The sequence below is a fragment of the Tateyamaria sp. LSS28 genome (genome assembly GCF_059611725.1).
This window is the reverse complement of sequence record NZ_JCAPFI010000002.1, coordinates 220802-240799: the sequence shown is the minus strand read 5'-3', so window position 1 is coordinate 240799 and position 19998 is coordinate 220802. Positions and strand designations below refer to the sequence as shown.

18 protein-coding genes are annotated in these 19998 nt (G+C 60.3%); 9 read left to right on the top strand and 9 right to left on the bottom strand.

The features are described 5' to 3' along the window. Positions 1–93: 93 nt before the first annotated feature. Entirely contained in the window at positions 94–2859 is a 2766-nt protein-coding gene (gene fdhF / locus AC53L6_RS05820; RefSeq protein ID WP_496907137.1) for a formate dehydrogenase subunit alpha, read from the bottom strand. 150 nt (positions 2860–3009) lie between these two features. On the opposite strand from fdhF, the gene AC53L6_RS05815 reads away from it, so the two are divergent. The 4 genes from AC53L6_RS05815 (at position 3010) to AC53L6_RS05800 (ending at position 6494) form a co-directional block, all read left to right on the top strand. Further along, on the top strand, positions 3010–4053 hold the full coding sequence (locus AC53L6_RS05815; RefSeq protein WP_496907136.1) for an AbrB family transcriptional regulator: 1044 nt from the start codon (positions 3010–3012) through the stop codon (positions 4051–4053). 102 nt (positions 4054–4155) lie between these two features. Then, on the top strand, positions 4156–4809 hold the full coding sequence (locus AC53L6_RS05810; RefSeq protein ID WP_299601635.1) for a histidine phosphatase family protein: 654 nt from the start codon (positions 4156–4158) through the stop codon (positions 4807–4809). Between the two features lie 24 nt (positions 4810–4833). Further along, positions 4834–5445: a glutathione S-transferase family protein gene (locus tag AC53L6_RS05805; RefSeq protein WP_496907135.1), complete on the top strand. Its 612-nt coding sequence runs from the start codon at positions 4834–4836 to the stop codon at positions 5443–5445. Next, positions 5442–6494, top strand: a complete 1053-nt coding sequence (locus AC53L6_RS05800) for a saccharopine dehydrogenase (protein WP_496907134.1) — start codon at positions 5442–5444, stop codon at positions 6492–6494. Before AC53L6_RS05805 ends, AC53L6_RS05800 begins: the two co-directional genes overlap by 4 nt. 75 nt (positions 6495–6569) lie before the next feature. Here the strand turns inward: AC53L6_RS05800 and AC53L6_RS05795 are convergent, their stop codons facing one another. From AC53L6_RS05795 to AC53L6_RS05770, 6 genes are all read right to left on the bottom strand, one after another. Then, a complete protein-coding gene (locus tag AC53L6_RS05795) occupies positions 6570–6896 on the bottom strand; it encodes a DUF3775 domain-containing protein (protein WP_299203860.1) in 327 nt (108 codons plus the stop codon). A gap of 259 nt (positions 6897–7155) precedes the next feature. Beyond that, complete coding sequence (locus tag AC53L6_RS05790) at positions 7156–7893, bottom strand: SDR family NAD(P)-dependent oxidoreductase (protein ID WP_496907133.1); 738 nt, start codon at positions 7891–7893, stop codon at positions 7156–7158. Further along, the gene (locus AC53L6_RS05785) at positions 7890–8471 is read right to left on the bottom strand and encodes a DUF3833 family protein (protein ID WP_496907132.1); all 582 of its coding nucleotides are present in this window, start codon (positions 8469–8471) and stop codon (positions 7890–7892) included. The genes AC53L6_RS05790 and AC53L6_RS05785 overlap by 4 nt, the downstream gene beginning before the upstream one ends. A 1-nt stretch (position 8472) precedes the next feature. Beyond that, positions 8473–9708 (bottom strand): MFS transporter, encoded by a 1236-nt coding sequence (locus tag AC53L6_RS05780; RefSeq protein ID WP_496907131.1) that lies wholly within the window; start codon positions 9706–9708, stop codon positions 8473–8475. Then, positions 9705–10466: a DUF1365 domain-containing protein gene (locus AC53L6_RS05775; RefSeq protein ID WP_299749277.1), complete on the bottom strand. Its 762-nt coding sequence runs from the start codon at positions 10464–10466 to the stop codon at positions 9705–9707. Before AC53L6_RS05775 ends, AC53L6_RS05780 begins: the two co-directional genes overlap by 4 nt. Beyond that, positions 10463–11764, bottom strand: a complete 1302-nt coding sequence (locus AC53L6_RS05770) for an NAD(P)/FAD-dependent oxidoreductase (RefSeq protein ID WP_496907130.1) — start codon at positions 11762–11764, stop codon at positions 10463–10465. The genes AC53L6_RS05775 and AC53L6_RS05770 overlap by 4 nt, the downstream gene beginning before the upstream one ends. Before the next feature lie 206 nt (positions 11765–11970). Between AC53L6_RS05770 and AC53L6_RS05765 the strand changes: the two genes are divergently transcribed. The 5 genes from AC53L6_RS05765 to AC53L6_RS05745 all read left to right on the top strand — a co-directional run bounded on the left by AC53L6_RS05765 (position 11971) and on the right by AC53L6_RS05745 (position 17617). Next, positions 11971–12519, top strand: coding sequence for a sigma-70 family RNA polymerase sigma factor (locus tag AC53L6_RS05765; protein WP_496907129.1), 549 nt, complete (start codon positions 11971–11973; stop codon positions 12517–12519). Between the two features lie 5 nt (positions 12520–12524). Further along, complete coding sequence (locus AC53L6_RS05760) at positions 12525–13181, top strand: ChrR family anti-sigma-E factor (protein ID WP_496907128.1); 657 nt, start codon at positions 12525–12527, stop codon at positions 13179–13181. A gap of 121 nt (positions 13182–13302) precedes the next feature. Continuing rightward, positions 13303–15117 (top strand): DNA mismatch repair endonuclease MutL, encoded by a 1815-nt coding sequence (gene mutL / locus AC53L6_RS05755; RefSeq protein ID WP_496907127.1) that lies wholly within the window; start codon positions 13303–13305, stop codon positions 15115–15117. Continuing rightward, positions 15114–16352, top strand: a complete 1239-nt coding sequence (locus AC53L6_RS05750; RefSeq protein WP_496907126.1) for a DNA recombination protein RmuC — start codon at positions 15114–15116, stop codon at positions 16350–16352. Before mutL ends, AC53L6_RS05750 begins: the two co-directional genes overlap by 4 nt. Then, a complete protein-coding gene (locus AC53L6_RS05745; RefSeq protein WP_496907125.1) occupies positions 16349–17617 on the top strand; it encodes an adenylate/guanylate cyclase domain-containing protein in 1269 nt (422 codons plus the stop codon). Before AC53L6_RS05750 ends, AC53L6_RS05745 begins: the two co-directional genes overlap by 4 nt. 37 nt (positions 17618–17654) lie before the next feature. Here AC53L6_RS05745 and AC53L6_RS05740 read toward each other — a convergent pair whose 3' ends face one another. Next, the gene (locus tag AC53L6_RS05740) at positions 17655–18863 is read right to left on the bottom strand and encodes a urate hydroxylase PuuD (RefSeq protein WP_496907124.1); all 1209 of its coding nucleotides are present in this window, start codon (positions 18861–18863) and stop codon (positions 17655–17657) included. Positions 18864–18983: 120 nt separating this feature from the next. Beyond that, on the bottom strand, positions 18984–19994 hold the full coding sequence (locus tag AC53L6_RS05735; RefSeq protein ID WP_496907123.1) for a cytochrome d ubiquinol oxidase subunit II: 1011 nt from the start codon (positions 19992–19994) through the stop codon (positions 18984–18986). Positions 19995–19998 lie beyond the last annotated feature (4 nt).

Genomic DNA, 19998 nt, shown 5'->3' with positions numbered 1-19998 from the left:
CTTCATCTTGCCAAACAAACTTTGGGGAGTTTGAGGGGTGAAACCCCTCATTCACAAGATGGAATCATGCGCGCCGTCAGGCGCACATTCGGATCACTCCGCCGCGACGGCCCCGGTTACCGCCTCAACCCGAACGGCCGAGAACTTGAATTCCGGAATCTTGCCATAGGGATCGACAGCAGGGTTTGTCAGGATATTTGCCGCAGCCTCTACAAAGGCAAAAGGCAGGAACACCATATCCGGCGCCACGGCCCGATCCTCACGCGCCATGATCTCGATCGACCCGCGCTTGGTGGTCAAACGCACCATGCCACCCGCAGACACACCCAGCTTGCGCAGAGTGGACGGGTGCAACGAACAGTTGGCCTCAGGCTCGACCGCGTCCAATACAGATGCCCGGCGCGTCATTGACCCGGTGTGCCAGTGCTCCAACTGCCGACCCGTTGTTAGGATCATCGGATAGTCGGCATCCGGCACGTCATCGGGCGGAATGACTGCAGCGGGTGTGAACCGCGCACGCCCGTCGGGACGGGGGAAACCGTCGCCAAAGACAATCGCCTGACCCGGATCTTCGGGTGACAAAGACGGATATGTCACCGCATTCTGCCCCTCCAGCCGCTCCCATGTGATGTTGTTCAGGCTCGCCATGTTCAGCTTCATCTCGGCAAACACATCCGCCGGGCTTTCATAGCTCCAGCCAAGGCCCAACCGCTTTGCCAGCTCTACCTCAATCCACCAATCTTCTTTGGCGTCACCCGGTGGTGGTACGGCAGGCCGTCCCATCTGGACCTGACGGTTGGTGTTGGTCACCGTCCCCGTCTTCTCGGCAAAGGCCGACGCTGGCAGGATCACATCGGCATAATTCGCCGTCTCAGTGATAAAGATGTCCTGCACCACCAGATGGTCGAGCTTCGCCAGTGCATCCCGTGCATGCTCCACATCCGGGTCGGACATTGCCGGGTTCTCACCCAGAATATACATCGCCTTGATCTCGTCTGCATGAACCGCATCCATGATCTCGGTTACTGTCAGACCCTTCTCATTCGAGAAGTCGCCAGAGCCCCACACGTCCGTAAAGGCCGAGCGCACGCCATCATCCGTCACGGTCTGATAATCCGGCAGGAACATCGGGATCAGGCCCGCGTCCGAGGCGCCCTGCACATTGTTCTGACCGCGCAGCGGGTGCAGACCAGCGCCCGGGCGTCCGACCTGACCGGTCATCAAAGCCAGCGAAATCAAACAGCGCGAGTTGTCCGTCCCGTGAATGTGCTGCGACACGCCCATGCCCCAGAAGATCATAGCTGACTTGGCGCCGGCAAAGGTCCGCGCCACATCGCGCAGCACATCCGCCTCGATCCCACAAATCTCCGCCATCTTCTCGGGGGGGAAGCCAGCCAGGTGCTCCTTCTCCGCCTCCCAGTTCTCGGTGTAGGCGTCGATGTACTGCTGGTCATACAGACCCTCTTCGACGATCACATGCATGATCGCGTTCAGCATCGACACATCCGCGCCGGGCCGGAACTGCAGCATGTGACTGGCAAAGCGCTTCAACGCCTGCCCACGCGGGTCCATGACGATCAGCTTGCCGCCCCGCTTGGTGAACTGCTTGAAATAGGTGGCCGCGACTGGGTGGTTCTCAATCGGGTTACAGCCGATGGCAATCGCCACATCCGCATTCTCGATCTCGTTGAAGGTCGCGGTCACTGCGCCCGACCCCACATTCTCCATCAGCGCGGCCACGGACGACGCGTGGCACAACCGCGTGCAGTGGTCCACGTTGTTGTGACCAAAGCCCTGCCGGATCATCTTCTGGAACAGGTATGCCTCTTCATTCGTGCACTTGGCCGATCCAAAACCAGCCACTTCACGCCCACGACCCTTCAAGCCATTTGCGGCGAAATCCAGCGCTTCTTCCCAAGACGCTTCGCGAAAATGGGTCGACCAGTTGCCCGGGTCGACGTTCAACCCCTTCGCGGGTGCATCCTCGCGGCGGATCAGCGGTTTGGTCAGACGATGATCGTGGTGGATGTAGTCAAAACCAAAGCGGCCCTTCACACACAGCCGACCCTCATTCGCGGGACCATTGATGCCCTCGACATATTTGACCTTACCGTCCTTCACTTTCAGCGAGATCTGACATCCCACGCCACAGAACGGGCAAATGCTTTCGACCTCATCATCATAATCGGCGCTGTCTCCAACCTGCGCATCGTCCACGACGGTCGAGGGCATCAGCGCCCCCGTCGGACAGGCCTGTACACACTCGCCACAGGCGACACATGTGCTCTCGCCCATCGGGTCGGCAAAGTCGAAGGTCGGATAAGCATCGTGGCCGCGCCCCGCCATGCCGATCACATCATTAACCTGCACCTCGCGGCAGGCACGGACACAGAGGCCGCATTGAATGCAGGCATCCAAATTCACGGACATCGCCACGTGGCTGTCGTCAAGCAGCGGAATCCGCCCCTCTTCCAGCTTGGGAAAGCGACTCTCGGACACACCATTCATCTCGGCCATGTCCCAAAGATGCGCGGACTTGTCGTGCGCCACGTCCCGCTCGGGCTGATCTGCCACCAGCATCTCGACCACCATCTTCCGCGCGTTCTCGGCCCGCGCGGAATTGGTCGTGACAACCATCCCGTCCGCCGGTTCCCGGATGCACGAGGCAGCAAGAACACGCTCGCCCTCGATCTCCACCATGCACGCCCGACAGTTCCCATCTGGGCGATAGCCGGGCGCAGGTTTGTGGCACAGATGCGGGATCACCAGACCACGCCCATTGGCGACCTCCCAAATGGTCATGCCCGCCTCAGCCTGCACTTCTTGCCCATCCAGCGTGAATGTCACCTTGTCCGTCATCGCGCACGTCTCCCTACCGTCTGATATTATGTAGCGTGCAAGTCACGCGCGTAGGACTCCCATTCCCGACACCAAGCCCCGGTTTTGCGCCACGCAGGTTTCCGATCCGCAACCATTGCCCATCCCCGGCAACACGGGTAGCGATTGCGCATGCTTTCCAGACCTTCCCCCGACAGCTTGCGCGTTACGGTTCAAACTCTGGTCGTCGGAGGCGTCGGGGCTGCATTCGCCGAGCTTCTGAACGCACCTATCGCGGTCTTAACAGGACCCGCGCTCGTCGTCAGCCTCGCCGCGCTCGCGGGGCTGCGCACGGGTATCGACGACACGGTGCGCAACCTCGTCTTCTTGCTGGTGGGCGTGAGCATCGGCAGTGGCGTGGACAGCAATGCAACAGATGCCATGCTGCGCTGGCCGTTGGCCTTTGCCGCACTTGGGGTGATGCTGTGGGCGACGCTCTGGCTGTGCGGACGACTGTTGCAACACGGGTTCGGGTTGGACCGTCGCAGCGCGTATCTGGCCTCCGCACCGGGGCACCTGAGTTTTGTCGTCGGGCTGTCGGCCGGGTTGAACCTCGACACCACGCGCATTGTTGTGATTCAATCGGTCCGTCTGCTTGCCCTCACACTGACAGTACCTGCCATAGCGCTTGCCTTCGGCTTTGAAATGACCGGGCAGGTGTTGCCGCCGGGTCCACCGATGGCTTGGCTGCACCTTGTCGTACTGCTGGCCGCGGGCCTTGCCTTTGGCTTCATTCTGGACAAGATCGGACTGCCCGCGCCCCTGCTGATTGGCGGCATGATCGCCTCGAGCCTCGGCCACGCGGTCGAGGTGACACCGGGCGTCATGGCGCCATGGCTTAGCTACCTGGGACTTATGACCGTGGGCACACTGATCGGAGCCCGGTTCGACGGGATCACGCGAAGAGCACTGGCAACGTCGCTGCTGGCCGGGCTCACAATCACAACGCTGACGGTCCTCATGGCTCTGGCCGCCGCGGTGCCAGTGGCCTATGCGCTCGGCTTCAACCCGACCCACGTGCTGATCGCTTTCGCCCCCGGCGGGTTGGAAACGATGATCGCCATGGGCGTCGTGCTGGGGGCAAATCCTGGCTTCGTCGCTGCCGCGCATGTCTCCCGCCTGCTCTTTCTGACAATCCTGCTGCCCGCATTCGTGGGGCGTCTTAAACGCGCCTGATCCAATCTTCATCTTGCAAAATAAACTTCCGCCGGAGGCTCCCGCACTTCCCAGCATCACCGCCGTGACCTAGAACAAACGAAACACCAACCACAGGCGCCCATGTCCCACATTACCCTGATCCGCCACGGCCAAGCCAACACCCATGCCAAGGATGAAGCCAGCTACGACCAGCTTTCCGATCTCGGCCATCAACAAGCGGCATGGCTGGGTGACCATATGCGGGCCACACATCAAAATCACACACGCCTGTACACCGGCACACTACGGCGTCATCGCGAAACCGCGAACGGCATGGAAACAGGGATGAGGGCCACCGAAGACGCGCGGCTGAACGAGCTGGAATACTTCACAATGGCGCAGGCATTGGAAACCGAACACGGCATTCCCGTCCCGGCAGCACCTTCTGAATTCGTGCACCACTTCCCCAAGGTTCTCACTCACTGGCAGAACGACAAGCTCGAAAATGTGCCCGAGCGGTTCTCCGAGTTTGAGACGCGGATCAAGGACGCCCTGACCGAGATTGGCGAGGGTGAAGGCCCCGCGCTTGTCGTGACTTCGGGCGGGCTGATTGCCATGACAATGCGGTTGCATCTGGGGCTTGAGGTGTCGGCCATGGCCAACGTGGCCCTCGCGATCATGAACACGTCAATGCACCGGCTGCACCCCATCGGCGGCACATGGTCGCCGGTGATGTTCAACGCCGTGCCGCACCTTGAACACCCCGACCGTCATCATGCGCAAACGCATGTCTAACGCTACAGCTCCGAGGATCAGCCCATGAAACTCTACTACGCAACCGGCACCATCTCGATTGCCGTCGCCATCGCACTGGAAGAGGCGGGGCTTGACTACGACACGCATCAGCTCAACTTTGCCGCGGGTGACCAACAGTCGCCCGACTATGCCAAGGTCAACCCCAAGGGGCGGGTTCCGGCCCTTGATGTGGATGGTACGATACTCACCGAAACCGGCGCGCTTCTCGACTACATCGCGGCCCAAGCTCCCGCCATTTTGCCCGCCGATGCCATCGACGCAGCCAAGGCGCGCAGTGTGATGTACTACCTTGCCTCAACCATGCATGTGAACCACGCCCACAAGATGCGCGGCCATCGCTGGGCCGATCAGGAAAGCAGTTGGCAGGACATGACCGCCAAGGTCACCGAAACGATGACCGCCTCCGCCCAGTTCGTTGAGGACGAATGCCTGACCGGTCCGTTCGTCTTGGGGGATCAATTCACCATCGCAGACGCTTACCTGTTCATGGTGTGCTCATGGCTGCCGGGCGACGGCGTTGACCTTGCCCCTTTCCCAAAAATCCGCGCCTTCATGGAAGCGATGGACGCGCGGGACAGCGTCAAAGCCGTGCGCGCCAAGGGCATGATGCGATGACGCATCTTTGGGTTCGGGCCGAGCAACGAGAAAACGAAGACCGCGTCGGCCTGACGCCCGAGGGAGCAGCCAAACTGATCGCTGCCGGGATCACGGTTACGGTCGAAGACAGCCAAACCCGCTGCATACCCACCGACCGATACGCCAATGCCGGGGCCACTATCGCGGCCGAGAATACATGGCCTACCGCACCTGACGGTGCGATCATCTTTGGTCTCAAGGAACTGCCCGACGACGGAACGACCCTGCCGCACAAGCACATCATGTTCGGTCACGCCTACAAGGGACAGCCGGCTGGACAGGTCCTGCTGCAACGGTTCAAGGCAGGGGGCGGCACGCTTTATGACCTTGAATACCTCGTGGACGAGGACGGAAGGCGCGTCGCGGCCTTTGGATACTGGGCAGGTTATGCGGGCGCTGCCGTCGCACTCAAATGTTGGGTTGCACAGCAGAAAGGTCAGATCGCGGGGCCGGTCACGTCCTATCCAAGCTCAAACCACATGCTGGCGGATCTGCAATCAGACCTTGTTTCAACCGGCACAAACCGCCCCACCGCCCTGATTATTGGTGCCTTTGGTCGTGTCGGTGCCGGCGCGGCAGACTTGTGTACAAATATGGGCGTGCCAACGACCCGGTGGGATATGGCCGAAACCGCCCATGGCGGCCCTTTTCCCGAAGTCATGGCACATGACATCTTCTTCAATTGCATTCTGGCGCGCCCCGGCACACCCGTTTTTGTCCCCGCGGGGACACCGCACGCCGCGCGCAAGCTTAGCGTAATTGGGGACATCGCCTGCGATCCAGACAGCGACTTCTCTCCGATCAAGGTCTATGACCGGACGACCACGTGGAACTCGCCCGCGCTGCGCGTTCATGACGCGCCACCGCTTGATGTGACCGCCATCGACAACCTGCCGTCGATGCTGCCGGTGGAAAGCAGCGAGGACTATGCCGATCAACTATTGCCGAGCCTTCTGACACTCACCAACCACGACTCGGGTGTTTGGGGCCGGGCCAAGGCGACCTTTGACGCGGCAGTCGGTCGCTGAAGTGACGGCGGCACTTCAGGGCAGCTCGCATGTAGTTGGACAATCCGCTTATCGCGTCGTGTCTGACATCAACGTCTACCTGCCCAACAGTGACTCTTCATCCTCGCCCAGCGGCAGGCCCAGCGCTTCCATCCCGGCCTCCAGATGGTCGGGGAAATGCGGCGTGCCAAGCAGGTAGTCAACACAGGGGGTGGTCGCCTCAGCCTCTGCCGTGGCAACGGCCTCTGCCCAATCACCCGGCTCAAACGCGCCGCGCCCAACCCACATGACTGCCACGAGTTCGGCTTGTTCGTCTGTGTCCAGACGATCAATCAACCCCCGCAGTTCACCTTCCGCACGTTCCACATCACGGCCCATCAGGACCACTTGTGCAATGATGGCGCGTTCAATCTCAAGATTCATGGTTCAAACCTCCTGAGCTCATCCTGCTCGGTTCGCAAACCTGCCGCCTTGATCCGTATCAAATGGGTATTCGGCAAGCGTACTGACTTTGCCAGGCTCTTCCTTCAGAAATGACGACTGGCCAAAGCAGGGAAGAGCATGCGCGCACCCTAGCATAAACCCGGGTGTTAAGACAGGTTCGCCGAGGTTCACATGTTCACCCGCAAGACCTGAGACTTACGCGGCGATGCCAACGAACATCCCTGAACACGTCTGAGAATTAGGAAAATATCCGGTAGTACAGCCAGTCAGGCAAAAACTGCGAGCCCCGGAAAAGCAATGAAAAGAGGGTCGGAAAGCTCTTCTTGAAATTGTCCGTCAGCATAAGCTCGAACATTTCGCGCGCGGCCGCTTCCGGCTCCATGATGAATGGCATGTTGAAATCGTTCTTGTCGGTCAGCTGCGTCTTGATAAAGCCGGGATTGGCCACCTGCACCCGCACGCCCGTGCGGCGCAGATCAGCATACATGCATTCAGCCAGCGACATCGTGGCCGCTTTGGACGCGGTATAGCCAATCGATCCCGGCAACCCACGAAAACCCGTCAAAGATGAAGTAATGACAATGTGTCCGGCGTCCTTTTTCACGAAGTCTGGCACGACCTGACCCAGCACCCTCATGAAGCCGGTAAAGTTGACGTCTGCCATAGCAACCGCTTGTTCAGCATTCCACTCCCTTGCCGAGAAGGGCCAATAGACACCCGCCAACAGCACCAGCCCGTCGATCTCTCCCACAGCCTCTGCCGCCGCCTTGACACTGTCATCGTCGGCAATGTCGACTGTCTGGTATGACGCCTTGCCGGGCAGCTCCTCCACCAGCTCTTTCAGTTTGTCCGCGCCACGTGACGACACGACCACTTCAACCCCTGCGCGGCTCAGACAGTGGGCTAGCGCACGGCCCAGACCGTCGCCCGCACCCACCAGCCAATATCGTTTGCCGCTGAGGGACATGTCGTTCATGCTGCTTCTTTCATCTCTTGATTGGCAGGGCGCATGGTTGCCACCAGCTCAGCCACCTTGATCCCGTACTTTCGGAACTGCGACCGGTTCACAATGGTCCCATTGGGCGCGAGGTACATCCAATCAACGGTATCCAGTACATGGCCCCCGGATTCTTCGGGCAGGCGGAACTTGTACTTAAGCTGGACAGAGCTGCCGGTCTGCTGCCCGGTGCCATCACCAACGACGTCGTCTGCGCGTGCTACGATATTGCCGTCATTGCCAATGGTCAGCCGCCAGGCGCGGGTTTGCGTCGACCCGTCATCATAGGTGAACACTTCGTCCATGACACCTGTGTTGCCCTCCCACTTGCAGTCGAATTCGCCGATAAACCGTGACGATACGCGGCCCGTGGGACCAAAGATCACGCCCTCGCAAATGATGGGGCCGTTGAGATGCGTCCGAACATCGAATTGCAGCCCGTTTCCTGTGGCATAGTCATCCGGGCTTTGGGCGAGAAAGTCAGCATAGCGTGATCGTGTCCAGCCGCACATCGTCACGACCACGGCGCCCAAAAGTGCAAAAATCAAAGCGTCCATGTCAGGTCTCCTTCAGATCGGTCGTGGCGAGCAGCGCGATCGCCACGACCTTGAGGCCACAAGGCACAGCCGCATAAAGCAGCGTGAGAAGCATCAGAGCTTCGGGCGGGTGAGTGGCCGCCGCACTGTCGAACCCTGCCCGCTCAAGTGCGGGCAACAGGGTGACGGCGGCAAAGGCCAGGGTGAATTTCGAAACAAAGGACCAGAGGCCAAACCCTTCGGCAGCCGAGGGGCTGATGCGGGCCATGCGGCTGGCAAAGACCGCGGGCAGAACTGTCAGATCCGCGCCCAACGTTGCGCCAGACAAGGCGCAAATGACCGCAAAAGCCATCCAGTCGCCAGACCCCAGCGTGACGGCCCATCCGAAGGCGAGGATGGCCAGCACCATCGCGCTCAGCAAAACCGGCTTTGGGCCGTAGCGCTCGGCCAAGCGGCCCCAGATGGGTGCGGCGATAGCGGCACACAGAAAGAACAACAGCAACAACGGCCCCTCGAACCCCGGTGCGTCCAAACGGCTTTCAACGAAGAACAGAAAAAGCGTGGAACTGACCGCAACGGGCGCTGCGTTGACCAAGGCAATCAACAGCAGCTTGCGCGCCAGCGCATCGCCCAGCACCGCCTTGAACCCGACCGAAGGGGGCAAGCCATCACTCACCCATTCGCCGCGCATCATCATGATGGCAGCAAGAGCCAACACGGCAAATCCAACAGCAAACCCGGCAAACGGCGCGCCCATGAATCCGCTAAGCATGACCGGAGTAATGGCCGCCACGCAAACGCCCAGCAACGCACCGGTTTCGCGCCAGCGCGCCAGCATCAAGTGCCCTTGCCCGGGCAAACGGTCCGCCTTGACCACACCCTGGGCATAGAAGTTGATGGTTAGGAAACTGAAGGCCGAAAACACACCGGTCAACATCAGCGCAAACCAGATCAGAGGGGGCAGCAGCGGTGGCACTGCAAAAAGGCCCAACATGGACAGTGCCATGACGGTGCACCCGATCAGCACGGCCACACCGCGCCGGGACCGCAGCGCTTCGGACAGCCGTCCGAAAAGCGGGTCTTGCACAACGTCGAGCAGGCGCAATCCGAACAAAACGGCGCCCAGCGCCGCCAGCGATACCCCGTATTCGTCGACATAGAATTTCGGCGCATGGATATAGATTGGCAGCCCGGCCGCACTCAGCAACGCGGCAAAGACCGCGTAAGCCGGAAGTCGTTGGGGCTGCGCGTTGCTCACCGCGACACCTCCTCGGACGGCGGCACGGGGCGGGCGCGATACGTCGCTCGTTTCCACCACAGCTTTATCGCCTGCCAGTGAATCAGGGCCAGCACACGGCGTGATCCAAACGGGCGGCGCAGGGCGGCGCGCAAAATGGCACGGTTGGTGAGGGCACATCGACGTCCCGTGAGTGTGGCAATCAGCCCGCCCTCACCGTCTCGGGAATAGTCGATCCAGACCCCAATCCGGTCGTCCCGAATATCAAAACGAAACTCGTAACCACCTTCGATGGGTTGGAAGGGTGACACATGAAAAATCTTAGTGGCCCGCAGCCGATCCTCGGGCGCGATGGGGCGCAGATCGGCATGGTTCACGAGGTAACTGTGCCGGTCGCCGAAAGTGTTTGTTACCTCGGCAATGACCGCGATCATCTGATCATCCGCGCGGCGACACAGCCAGAAACTGACCGGGTTGAACACGTGGCCAAGCACCTTGGGCTGGGCCAGGAGTTCGATCTTGGTGACCCCGGTGATCTGGTGGGACTGCAACACCTCGCGCACCCACGGCGCACCTCGACCAGCCTTCGGCGCACCGCCATGATCCTTGTCATCAAGCGCCATTAGCCCACGCCGATTGCGCCCGAACAAGCGCGGGACACGCAAGTCCGCCTCGGCATCCAGCAGCATGTAGTCCACGCTGTAGCGGAAGGCGTTTTCGATGCCTCCCTTGCGCCCGTGAAAGGTCACGCCTGCGATATGATCGACCGTGGCCGTCATTCCGCAGCCACCTGCATCTGCGGTGCGCGCAGCAGGGCGCGGGCCACATCAAGCCCTGCCGTCAGCCCGTCCTCGTGGAACCCGTGGCGCATCCAGGCACCGCAATACCACGTGTTGTTGGCCCCGTTCATTGCACGCACCTGATCCTGCGCGGCAAGTGCGGCCAGATCATAGACCGGGTGGCGCAACACGGTCTGGTCATAGATCAACTCTTCGCGGATCGTACGCTTTGTATTCAGTGTGACGAAATGCATGTCGTCCATCGGGATCGGTTGCAGCGAGTTGATCCAATACGTCAGGTCGATGCGATCCGAATGGACGTTCTTGTCCTCTGTATACACCCAGCTGGACCAGACCTGAGAATGCTGCGGCATAATGGCCGCATCACAGTGCAACACAACGTCATTGGGTTGGTACTTCACCGCTCCCAAAGCGGCCTGTTCCTCAACCGTTGGATCGGCCAGCAGCGACAAGCTGTCATCGGAATGTGTGGCAAAGACCACGTCGTCGAACATCTCCCACTCGCCACCCCAGGCCTTGACCTGTGCGCCACCCGCCGTGCGGCGGACGGATTGGACAGGCACCCCAAGCCGGATGTCGACACCGTTGCCCAGCATTGCAGCTTCGATGCGACGCACATATTCAACCGATCCACCGTCAACGGTGTACCATTGGTGCTGGCCCGAGTGATGCAGCAGGGCATGGTTCTCAAAGAACTGGATCATGGCATGCGCCGGGAAATCCATGATCTTTTCGACCGGCGTGGACCAGATCGCGCCGCTGAGCGGTAACAGGTAATAGTCCCGGAACCAGTCCCCCGTTCCCATGACATCAAGGAACTGGGCAATGGTGCGTGTGCGATCCTCGTTCGCGACGCGCAAGGCATTCTTGTTAAAGCGCATGATGTCACGGAACATGCCAAGAAATTTGGGGTTCAGTGCGTTGCGGCGTTGCGCGAACACGGCGCCCAGGCTGGCCAAGCCATATTCCAGCCGCCCGCCGTCGATGGATGCGCCAAAGCTCATATTGGATTTGACGACCGGCACGTCCAGTTCATCAAACAACCGCGCCATGTTTGGATAGTTCGCATAGTTGAATACCAGGAAACCGGTATCGACCGGTTGATCGCCCCGCTTGCCAGCCATGATTGTACGGGCATGGCCGCCCAGACGCGGTTCGGCCTCGAACAGGGTCACGATGTTGTCGGACGCCAGCGTATGCGCTGCACCCATTCCGGAAATCCCGCCCCCGATGACGGCGATGCGTTTCGGTGCGGTCATGGCGTGTTCAAATGGCATAAGTGGTTTTTGTCCCGTACGTCCCAAGGTTTGATCTGTTTACGGAGGGATGACGCAAACGGATGTACAAAAACCAGACATTTATTTTTGATCCGAGACGCCTTGTGTCGCGTAGACGGAATATGTTTGCGGGTTTAGACACGTCTGAAATAGATGCGCAGTCCGCCGTCGGGGTCTTTCCGAGGGCGGTAACAGGACCGGCACTCATGCAAGAGAGCGATGGAAAACGGATGCAGTGGGTTAGCCACATGGTCCGGATTCGTGACGACAGGGATCAGGCGGCCTTTGCCGCGCTGTTCGCCCACTTTGCCCCACGGGTCAAAGGGTTCCTGATGAAGTCAGGCGCGGATGCGTCGCTCGCAGAAGAATGCGCGCAAGAGGTCATGGCGACCTGCTGGCACAAAGCGTACATGTTTGACCCCGCGCGGGCCTCGGTGGCGACCTGGATATTCACCATCGCGCGGAATCGAAAGATTGACGTGCTGCGCAAGCAGCGCCGCCCCGAGCCCGAAGACCTGGCATGGGGCCCCGAAGAAGAACCTGATCAGGCCGATGTGATGGCCATGCAGCAGGAAAGTGAACAGTTGGGTCAGGCAATCGCAGAATTGCCGGAAGCCCAGCGGGAACTGATACAAAAGGCGTATTTTGGGGACCTGTCCCACAGTGAAATCGCCGCTCAAACCGGTCTGCCCCTGGGCACGATCAAATCTAGGATTAGATTGGCGTTGGAAAGACTGCGCCACGCGATGAAGTGACGGATATGGAACAAAAGATCACACATCACCTGACGGACGAGATCCTGATGGGCTATGCAGCCGGGACGCTGCCAGAGGCGTTCAACCTAATGGTGGCGACGCACGTATCTCTGTGCGACGAGTGTCGCGCGCGAGTGGAAAGTTACGACGCTGTCGGCGGGGCGATGCTTGAGGAAGCATCAGAGCACGACATGGCGCTCGCCCCAGGAAGTTTCGCCGCGACAATGGCCTTGATCGCAGGCGGTGCCCCAGAAGAGATTCGCACCCAGCAGCCTCAAGACGCGGTGCTGCCGCAACCGCTGCAGGATTACGCCGGCGGCGGTATCGACAGCATCAAGTGGCGTGCGGTCGGCATGGGTGTAAAGCAAGCCATTCTGCCAACGTCCAAGGACGCTTCGGCGCGGCTTCTCTACATACCTGCTGGCGCTGCCATGCCCGATCACGGTCACCACGGGATCGAGATGACGATGGTCCTGCAAGGCGCATTCCAGGACGACGACGACTATTTCGCCCGCGGCGATGTCGAAGTGGCTGACAGTGACTTACATCACACGCCAGTGGCCGATATCCACGAGGATTGCATTTGTCTGGCTGTCACCGACGCGCCATTGCGCTTCCAGGGCCTGCTTCCAAAGATTGCCCAACGTTTCGCAAGGATCTGACCGTGTAAGGCGGAGGTCTCCTCCGCCCGTTCTGCGCGCCAACACGTTTTTGTAAGGCGGACGTGTCGTCCGCCAAAACGGCCATGGTCGAATCGCGGGGTCGCATGCTAAGTTTTGTGGCATGAACACCCACACCCCCAATATACGTCCCGTGATCCGGCAATTGGACGATGCAGCGATCAATCGCATTGCGGCAGGTGAAGTGGTGGAACGACCCGCCTCAGCGGTCAAGGAACTGGTCGAAAACGCCATTGATGCCGGGGCCAAGCGCATTTCGGTCGATATCGCCGACGGCGGCAAGACACTGATCCGGGTGACAGACGACGGCTGCGGTATCGCGGCAGAGGATCTGCCGCTCGCCCTCAGCCGCCATGCGACGTCCAAGATTGACGGCAGTGACCTGCTCAACATCCACACCTTTGGTTTCCGGGGCGAGGCACTGCCAAGTCTGGGCGCCGTGGGCCGCCTGACCATCACCAGCCGTGTGCCAGGCGAGGACGCAGCCGAGATCAGCGTCGCTGGGGGAACGGCCAGCGCCGTCAAACCGGCAGCATTGAACGCAGGCACGGTCATCACCCTGCGCGATCTGTTCTTTGCCACGCCCGCGCGTCTGAAATTCCTTCGCACCGACCGGGCCGAGGCGCAGGCGATCACGGATGTCATCAAGCGTCTGGCTATGGCCGAACCCTATGTGCGGTTCGAGCTGCGCGATGTGTCAAACGACCCCCGCACCGTCTTCAAGGTCGAGGCACAGACCGGTGACGTGATGGATGCGCTCAAGGGACGTTTGCGCGACACACTTGGTCAAGATTTCACGGACAACGCCATCCCGATTGATACAGAGCGGGACGGTCTGCACCTAACCGGCTATGCGGCCTTGCCCACCTACTCCCGCGGTGCGGCGGTGACCCAGTTCCTGTATGTGAACGGGCGCCCCGTGAAGGACAAACTTCTGACAGGCGCGCTGCGGGCTGCCTATTTTGACTTCCTCAGCCGTGACCGGCACTCGGCGGCGGCCTTGTTCATCGACTGCGATCCGCAGCTTGTGGACGTCAACGTACACCCGGCCAAATCCGAGGTGCGCTTTCGCGATCCCGGAACCGCGCGCGGGTTGATCGTGTCCGGCCTCCGTCACGCGCTGGCAAATGCTGGTCACCGCGCCTCGACCACCGTGGCGGGAGCGACATTGGGGGCCATGCGCCCAGAGCCAACCGAGCCGCGCGTTTACCAGATGGACCGGCCCAGCCTTGGGCCTCGCGCGCCCATCGAAACCGGCTTTGCCGAAATGGCGCAAGATTATAGCGCGCGGGTGGTTGAACCTGCACCAATGCCCGAGCCGGAGACCGATCCAAGCGACCTCCCCCTTGGTGTCGCACGAGGGCAAGTGCATGAGAACTATATCGTGGCACAGACGGCGACCGGCATGGTGATCGTTGACCAGCACGCCGCCCACGAGCGCCTGGTCTATGAAAAACTGAAGACCCAGATGGCCGAGAACGGTGTCGCCGCGCAGGCATTGCTGATCCCCGAGATCGTGAGCCTGTCGACCGGCGATTGCGCTCGGCTGTTGGAGATTGCAGATGATCTGGCCCGCTTTGGCCTCGGCATCGAAGCCTTTGGTGGGGATGCCGTTGCGGTGCGGGAGACACCCGCCATTCTAGGTGAGGTCGATGCCAAGGCGATGATCCACGACATTCTGGATGAGTTGGCCGATCTCGGGTCATCGCAATCCGTTCAGTCAAGGGTCGAGGCGATCCTGTCCCGCGTGGCCTGTCACGGGTCGATCCGATCGGGCCGCCGGATGCGTGCCGAAGAGATGAACGCCCTGCTTCGTGAAATGGAGGCCACGCCGCATTCCGGCCAGTGCAATCACGGGCGGCCCACTTATGTAGAGTTGAAGCTGGCAGACATTGAACGATTGTTTGGGCGCACATGATCCAGATTGGCGATACGACATTGGACACCAGCGATCCGCTGGTGATGGTGGCCATGATCGGGGCCGCGACCCTGTTGGTGATCATGATCCTTCTGATCATGGCGCTACGGGCCGCCGGTCGTTCAGCCCGTGCCACAGCGCCGCTCGCCCAGCAAATGGGGTATCTCGGCCAACATGTGCAGGGGCTGGCGCAGGGGCAAGAGGGCTTGCGCGCCTCGATCCAAACCGTGTCGGACACGGCCACCAACGGACAGGCACAATTGGCGCAAACCGTCGAACAGCGGTTGAGCGCGGTGCAGCAGCAGATGCAGGAACGGCTTGCGGACAACGCGATGCGCAGCCAGCGCGCAATGACGGACATGCAGGAACGCATGAAGGAATCCCTGCACGGCTCCTCCAAGCAGACCACCACCAGCCTGACGCAATTGCAGGAACGCCTCGCCGCCATCGACAAGGCGCAGGACAACATCACCAAGCTGTCCGGCGATGTGCTCAGCCTGCAGGACATCCTGTCAAACAAACAGACCCGCGGCGCATTCGGAGAGATCCAGCTGCGCGACATCGTGGGCAAAGCCCTGCCAAAGGACAGCTATGCATGGCAGCCCACCCTGTCCAACGGCAAGCGGGCCGACTGTATGGTGCATCTGCCGAACCCGCCGGGGCCGATTGTCATCGATTCAAAGTTTCCGTTGGAGGCCTACGAAGCGCTACGGCGGGCAGAGACCGATCACGAACTGAAACAGGCCGTGGCATCAATGAAAACAGCCGTGAAAAAGCACATCGCTGATATCTCGGACAAGTACATCATCGAAGGGGAAACAGCGGACGGCGCACTGATGTTCCTGCCGTCCGAAGCGGTCTATGCCGAGTTGCACGCTAACTTCCCCGATCTGGTGCGCGAAGGGTTCGACAAGCGCGTTTGGATCGTGTCGCCCACCACCTGCATGGCCACGCTGAATACAATGCGCGCGATCCTCAAGGATGCGCGGATGCGCGAACAGGCGGGGGCGATCCGCAAGGAATTGTCGATGCTGGTGACTGACGTGGACCGGCTTGGCGCGCGGGTTGGCAATCTGGACCGACACTTTTCCCAGGCCTCGAAAGATATCGAGGATATCAAGATCAGCGCAGAGAAGGCTGGCAAACGCGCCCATCGCCTCGACAATTTCGACTTTGAAGAGCTGGATGACCAAGGCACGCTCGCGCTGAACAGCCGCCCACCTGCCGCGGAATGACCCCACAGGCGCAACGCATTTTCTTCGAAGCCGAAGCGCAGGCCGAATGGTTCATCGGCATCCTGCGCATGATTATGTCAACGTCCCTTGCTGTCGTTCTGTTCGTAACTGTTTGGTTCACAGGGCTACCAGAATCCAAGGCTTTGGAGTCGCAGCTTGTGTATGCCGCGATGACCATGGCGAGCTATTTCGCCCTTGGCCTTGTCATCATCTTCGTGATCCGTACGGGCCAGTTCCGCGCCTGGATGGCGTGGCCGTCCGCCCTAATCGACTGTGTGTTCATCCTGTTGGGTTCGTGGCTGAGCCTGTCCAACATGGGGCTATCGGGGCAGTTTGTTGCGGCCTTTCCAACCATCTGGCTGATCCCCGTCGTGTTGGCCTGTGGCGCGCTCCGGTTTAACCCGGCGCTTCTGGCCAGTATGTCACTGGTGTTGATCGCAGGCTTTGCCGCCATCCTGACCATCCCCTTTCTGGCGACCGAGGCCGAGGCACGGGCGGGATTGATCTTTCTTTTTGGGTGGCCACCAAACTTTGTGCGTATCGTCATGATCTCATTGGCGGCGATGGTGCTTGTCTTTGCGTCGATGCGGATCCGCGCGCTGCTGCGTCGCTCGATTGACGAGGCAGAGGCGCGTGGGCAGCTGACCCGTTTTCTACCGTCCGAACTGAATGACCAGCTTTCAGCCCGCGGGATCGAGGCCATGCGCGAAGGCCATCAGCAGCGGATGGCTATTCTCTTTGTGGATATCCGTGGTTTCACCTCCATGGCCGAAAACATGAGTGCGCCCGGCCTGTCCGCCTTTCTGGGGCGCTACCGGGCCCGCATTTCGAAGTCGGCAGACGCGACGGGTGGCATCGTGGACAAATTCGTCGGTGACGGCGCGATGGTGGTCTTTGACGACAGCCATGGTGACGCTGCCACCTGCGCAGTCGCCTTTGCCAATGACCTGCTTGAGCATATCAATGACGTGCGTTTGGGGATCGGCATCCATCTGGGCGAAGTGTTTGTGGGTGTCGTCGGTGATGAGGGTCGGTTGGAGTACACCGTTCTGGGCGACGCCGTGAATGTCGCGGCACGGCTCGAGACGGCAACAAAGACACAAGGCGTGACGTTGCTGATCTCGGACGCGGTCATGAAAGGGCTGGAAAACGTCGGCGCAGGCTGGCAGGCGTTTCCATCGTTGGTGCTGCCCGGACGCCAGGAAACGATCTCGGCCTGGGGGATGACCGCGGCAGCGGCGGACGACACGTCCGCCTTACAGTGAGCATCAGTGCCTAAAAGGGGCGGAGGACACCTCCGCCTTACCCGTCGATCGCAGCACGATACCACGCCACGATGGCCGCCCGTTCCTCTTCTTCCATGTAGCTCAGGTTGGCCGGTGGCATCGCGTGGCTGACGCCTGATTGCAGGTAAACGGCCCGCGCATTGCGCGTCAGGTCAGCTTCGGTTTCCAGCACGACCCCCTTGGGTGCCCAATGCAACCCGGGCCAGCCGGGTTCTGCCGCGTGGCACATGCTGCACCGGCCCAGCACGATGTTGTGCACATCCGGGAATCCTTCGGCTTGTGCAAAGCGTGTCACCACTGCCGCCTCGCGCTCATCTGATGGCGCAACGCTCAGCCACGCGATCAGGATGAACAGGATCACTGTCACGCCCCAAGTCCAGTGCGGATTGCCCTTGCGCGCGTGATGCGTATTGAACCAGTGCCGGATCGTAACGCCCATCAGGAAGACAAGCGACGCAATCACCCAGTTCCACTCACTGGCAAAGGCCAGCGGGTAGTGGTTGCTGAGCATCAAGAAGATGACAGGCAAGGTCAGGTAGTTGTTATGGGTCGAGCGCTGCTTGGCGATCTTACCATAGATCGCATCCGGCGTCCGGCCTGCCATCAGATCGGCCACCACGATCTTCTGGTTCGGGATGATTATGAAGAACACGTTGCCTGACATGATTGTGGCGGTAAACGCCCCCAGATGCAGCAGCGCTGCGCGCCCCGTGAACACCTGCGTATAGAACCACGCCATCGCGACCAACACACCAAACAGCGCCACCATCAGCACTGTCTGGTCCGCGTTCACAAAGACCTTGCAAAGCGTGTTGTAGATCAGCCAACCGGCCGCCAGCGATATCAGCGAAAGGCACACCGCCTGCCATGTGGCAAGCTCCATCACATTGGGGTCGATCAGGTAGAACTCGGCCCCCAGATAATAAACAAGCACCAGCAGGATGAACCCGCTGATCCAAGTCCAATAGCTTTGCCATTTATGCCAGATCAGCCCATCGGGCATATTGTCGGGCGCCACCAGGTATTTCTGGATGTGATAGAACCCGCCACCATGGACCTGCCATTCTTCGCCATCCGCCCCGCTTTTCAGGTTGCGGTCGCGGTGCAGGCCCAAGTCCAACGCGATGAAATAGAAGGACGATCCGATCCACGCGATAGCGGTGATCACGTGCAGCCAGCGCACCGCAAATTCCAGCCACGCGCCCATGGCAGCGAAGTCGTACATGTTGGCGTCCTTTCGTTCCCGAGCGCCAAACTAGACAGGGCGCGCGGGATACGAAAGGGGGACTGGGGCTCTGCCCCAGGCCTTCGGCCTTCCCCGAGGTATTTTTGGCCAGAAGAAGGCCTAGTCGTAGCGCAGTTCCGACGCCTTGCCCTTGAACACCCAATAGGCCAGCGCCGTGTATCCCCCGATCATGGGAATGACGACAATGGCACCGACAAGGATGATCATCAGACTCTCAGGCGCGCTCGCCGCTTCATAGATCGTCAGCCTTTCAGGAACCACGTAGGGGTAGAAGGAATAGGCGAGACCGCTGAAGGCCAGAATGAACAGGGTGATGGCACATGCAAACGGCCCTTTCGAACCCGCATCGGTGGCATTCGGTAATCGCTGCAACGACCGCCACAGCATCATCACCATCACGGCAGACAGGATGGGCAGCGGAGCGAGCAGCAGGATTTCAGGATAGGTGAACCACTTGTCAAAAATCCGCGCGCTGACCAACGGTGTGGCAAGCGATACGGCCCCCAGACCCAAGACCAATCCCCAGATGCCGTCCTTGGCCCAGTCCACCGCCTTGCCCTGCAGGATGCCTTCGGTCTTGATGATCAGCCAGCAGGCGCCGATCATGGAATAGGCCACGGTCAGGAACACCGCCGTGATCATCGCAAAGGCCCAGGTGCCCAGCGTGCTTTCCAGCCCCATCACGTATTTGCCCAGCATGAAGCCTTGGCTGAGCGACGTCATCAACGAGCCGATGAAGAACAGCCAGTTCCAAGTGGCCTTGTGCGGAGTGGGCGCCTTGACCCGGAATTCGAACGCGACGCCGCGCAGGATCAACCCGATCAGCATGATCGCAACAGGCAGGTACAGCGCCGTCAGGATCGTGCCGTGGGCCGTCGGGAAGGCCACAAGCAGAAGGCCAATGGCCAGCACTAGCCATGTTTCGTTGGCATCCCAGAACGGACCGATGGACGCCACCATCATGTCCTTTTCCTCATCCGTCGCAAAGGGGAACAACACCCCGACGCCCAGATCGAAACCATCAAGGACCACATAAATCAGGATCGACACGCCCATGAGCGCGGCAAAGGTGAAAGGCAGCCAGACCGCCGGATCGCCAAAAAGTTCCATCTAT

Bases quoted from the DNA above. Each gene is read 5' to 3' on its own strand.
- fdhF (WP_496907137.1), bottom strand. From the start codon at position 2,859: ATGACGGACAAGGTGACATTCACGCTGGATGGGCAAGAAGTGCAGGCT.
- AC53L6_RS05760 (WP_496907128.1), top strand. From the start codon at position 12,525: ATGGAACAAAAGATCACACATCACCTGACGGACGAGATCCTGATGGGC.
- AC53L6_RS05790 (WP_496907133.1), bottom strand. From the start codon at position 7,893: ATGAACGACATGTCCCTCAGCGGCAAACGATATTGGCTGGTGGGTGCG.
- AC53L6_RS05795 (WP_299203860.1), bottom strand. From the start codon at position 6,896: ATGAATCTTGAGATTGAACGCGCCATCATTGCACAAGTGGTCCTGATG.
- mutL (WP_496907127.1), top strand. From the start codon at position 13,303: ATGAACACCCACACCCCCAATATACGTCCCGTGATCCGGCAATTGGAC.
- AC53L6_RS05810 (WP_299601635.1), top strand. From the start codon at position 4,156: ATGTCCCACATTACCCTGATCCGCCACGGCCAAGCCAACACCCATGCC.
- AC53L6_RS05745 (WP_496907125.1), top strand. From the start codon at position 16,349: ATGACCCCACAGGCGCAACGCATTTTCTTCGAAGCCGAAGCGCAGGCC.
- AC53L6_RS05735 (WP_496907123.1), bottom strand. From the start codon at position 19,994: ATGGAACTTTTTGGCGATCCGGCGGTCTGGCTGCCTTTCACCTTTGCC.
- AC53L6_RS05775 (WP_299749277.1), bottom strand. From the start codon at position 10,466: ATGACGGCCACGGTCGATCATATCGCAGGCGTGACCTTTCACGGGCGC.
- AC53L6_RS05770 (WP_496907130.1), bottom strand. From the start codon at position 11,764: ATGCCATTTGAACACGCCATGACCGCACCGAAACGCATCGCCGTCATC.
- AC53L6_RS05740 (WP_496907124.1), bottom strand. From the start codon at position 18,863: ATGTACGACTTCGCTGCCATGGGCGCGTGGCTGGAATTTGCGGTGCGC.
- AC53L6_RS05800 (WP_496907134.1), top strand. From the start codon at position 5,442: ATGACGCATCTTTGGGTTCGGGCCGAGCAACGAGAAAACGAAGACCGC.
- AC53L6_RS05750 (WP_496907126.1), top strand. From the start codon at position 15,114: ATGATCCAGATTGGCGATACGACATTGGACACCAGCGATCCGCTGGTG.
- AC53L6_RS05815 (WP_496907136.1), top strand. From the start codon at position 3,010: ATGCTTTCCAGACCTTCCCCCGACAGCTTGCGCGTTACGGTTCAAACT.
- AC53L6_RS05765 (WP_496907129.1), top strand. From the start codon at position 11,971: ATGCAAGAGAGCGATGGAAAACGGATGCAGTGGGTTAGCCACATGGTC.
- AC53L6_RS05805 (WP_496907135.1), top strand. From the start codon at position 4,834: ATGAAACTCTACTACGCAACCGGCACCATCTCGATTGCCGTCGCCATC.
- AC53L6_RS05785 (WP_496907132.1), bottom strand. From the start codon at position 8,471: ATGGACGCTTTGATTTTTGCACTTTTGGGCGCCGTGGTCGTGACGATG.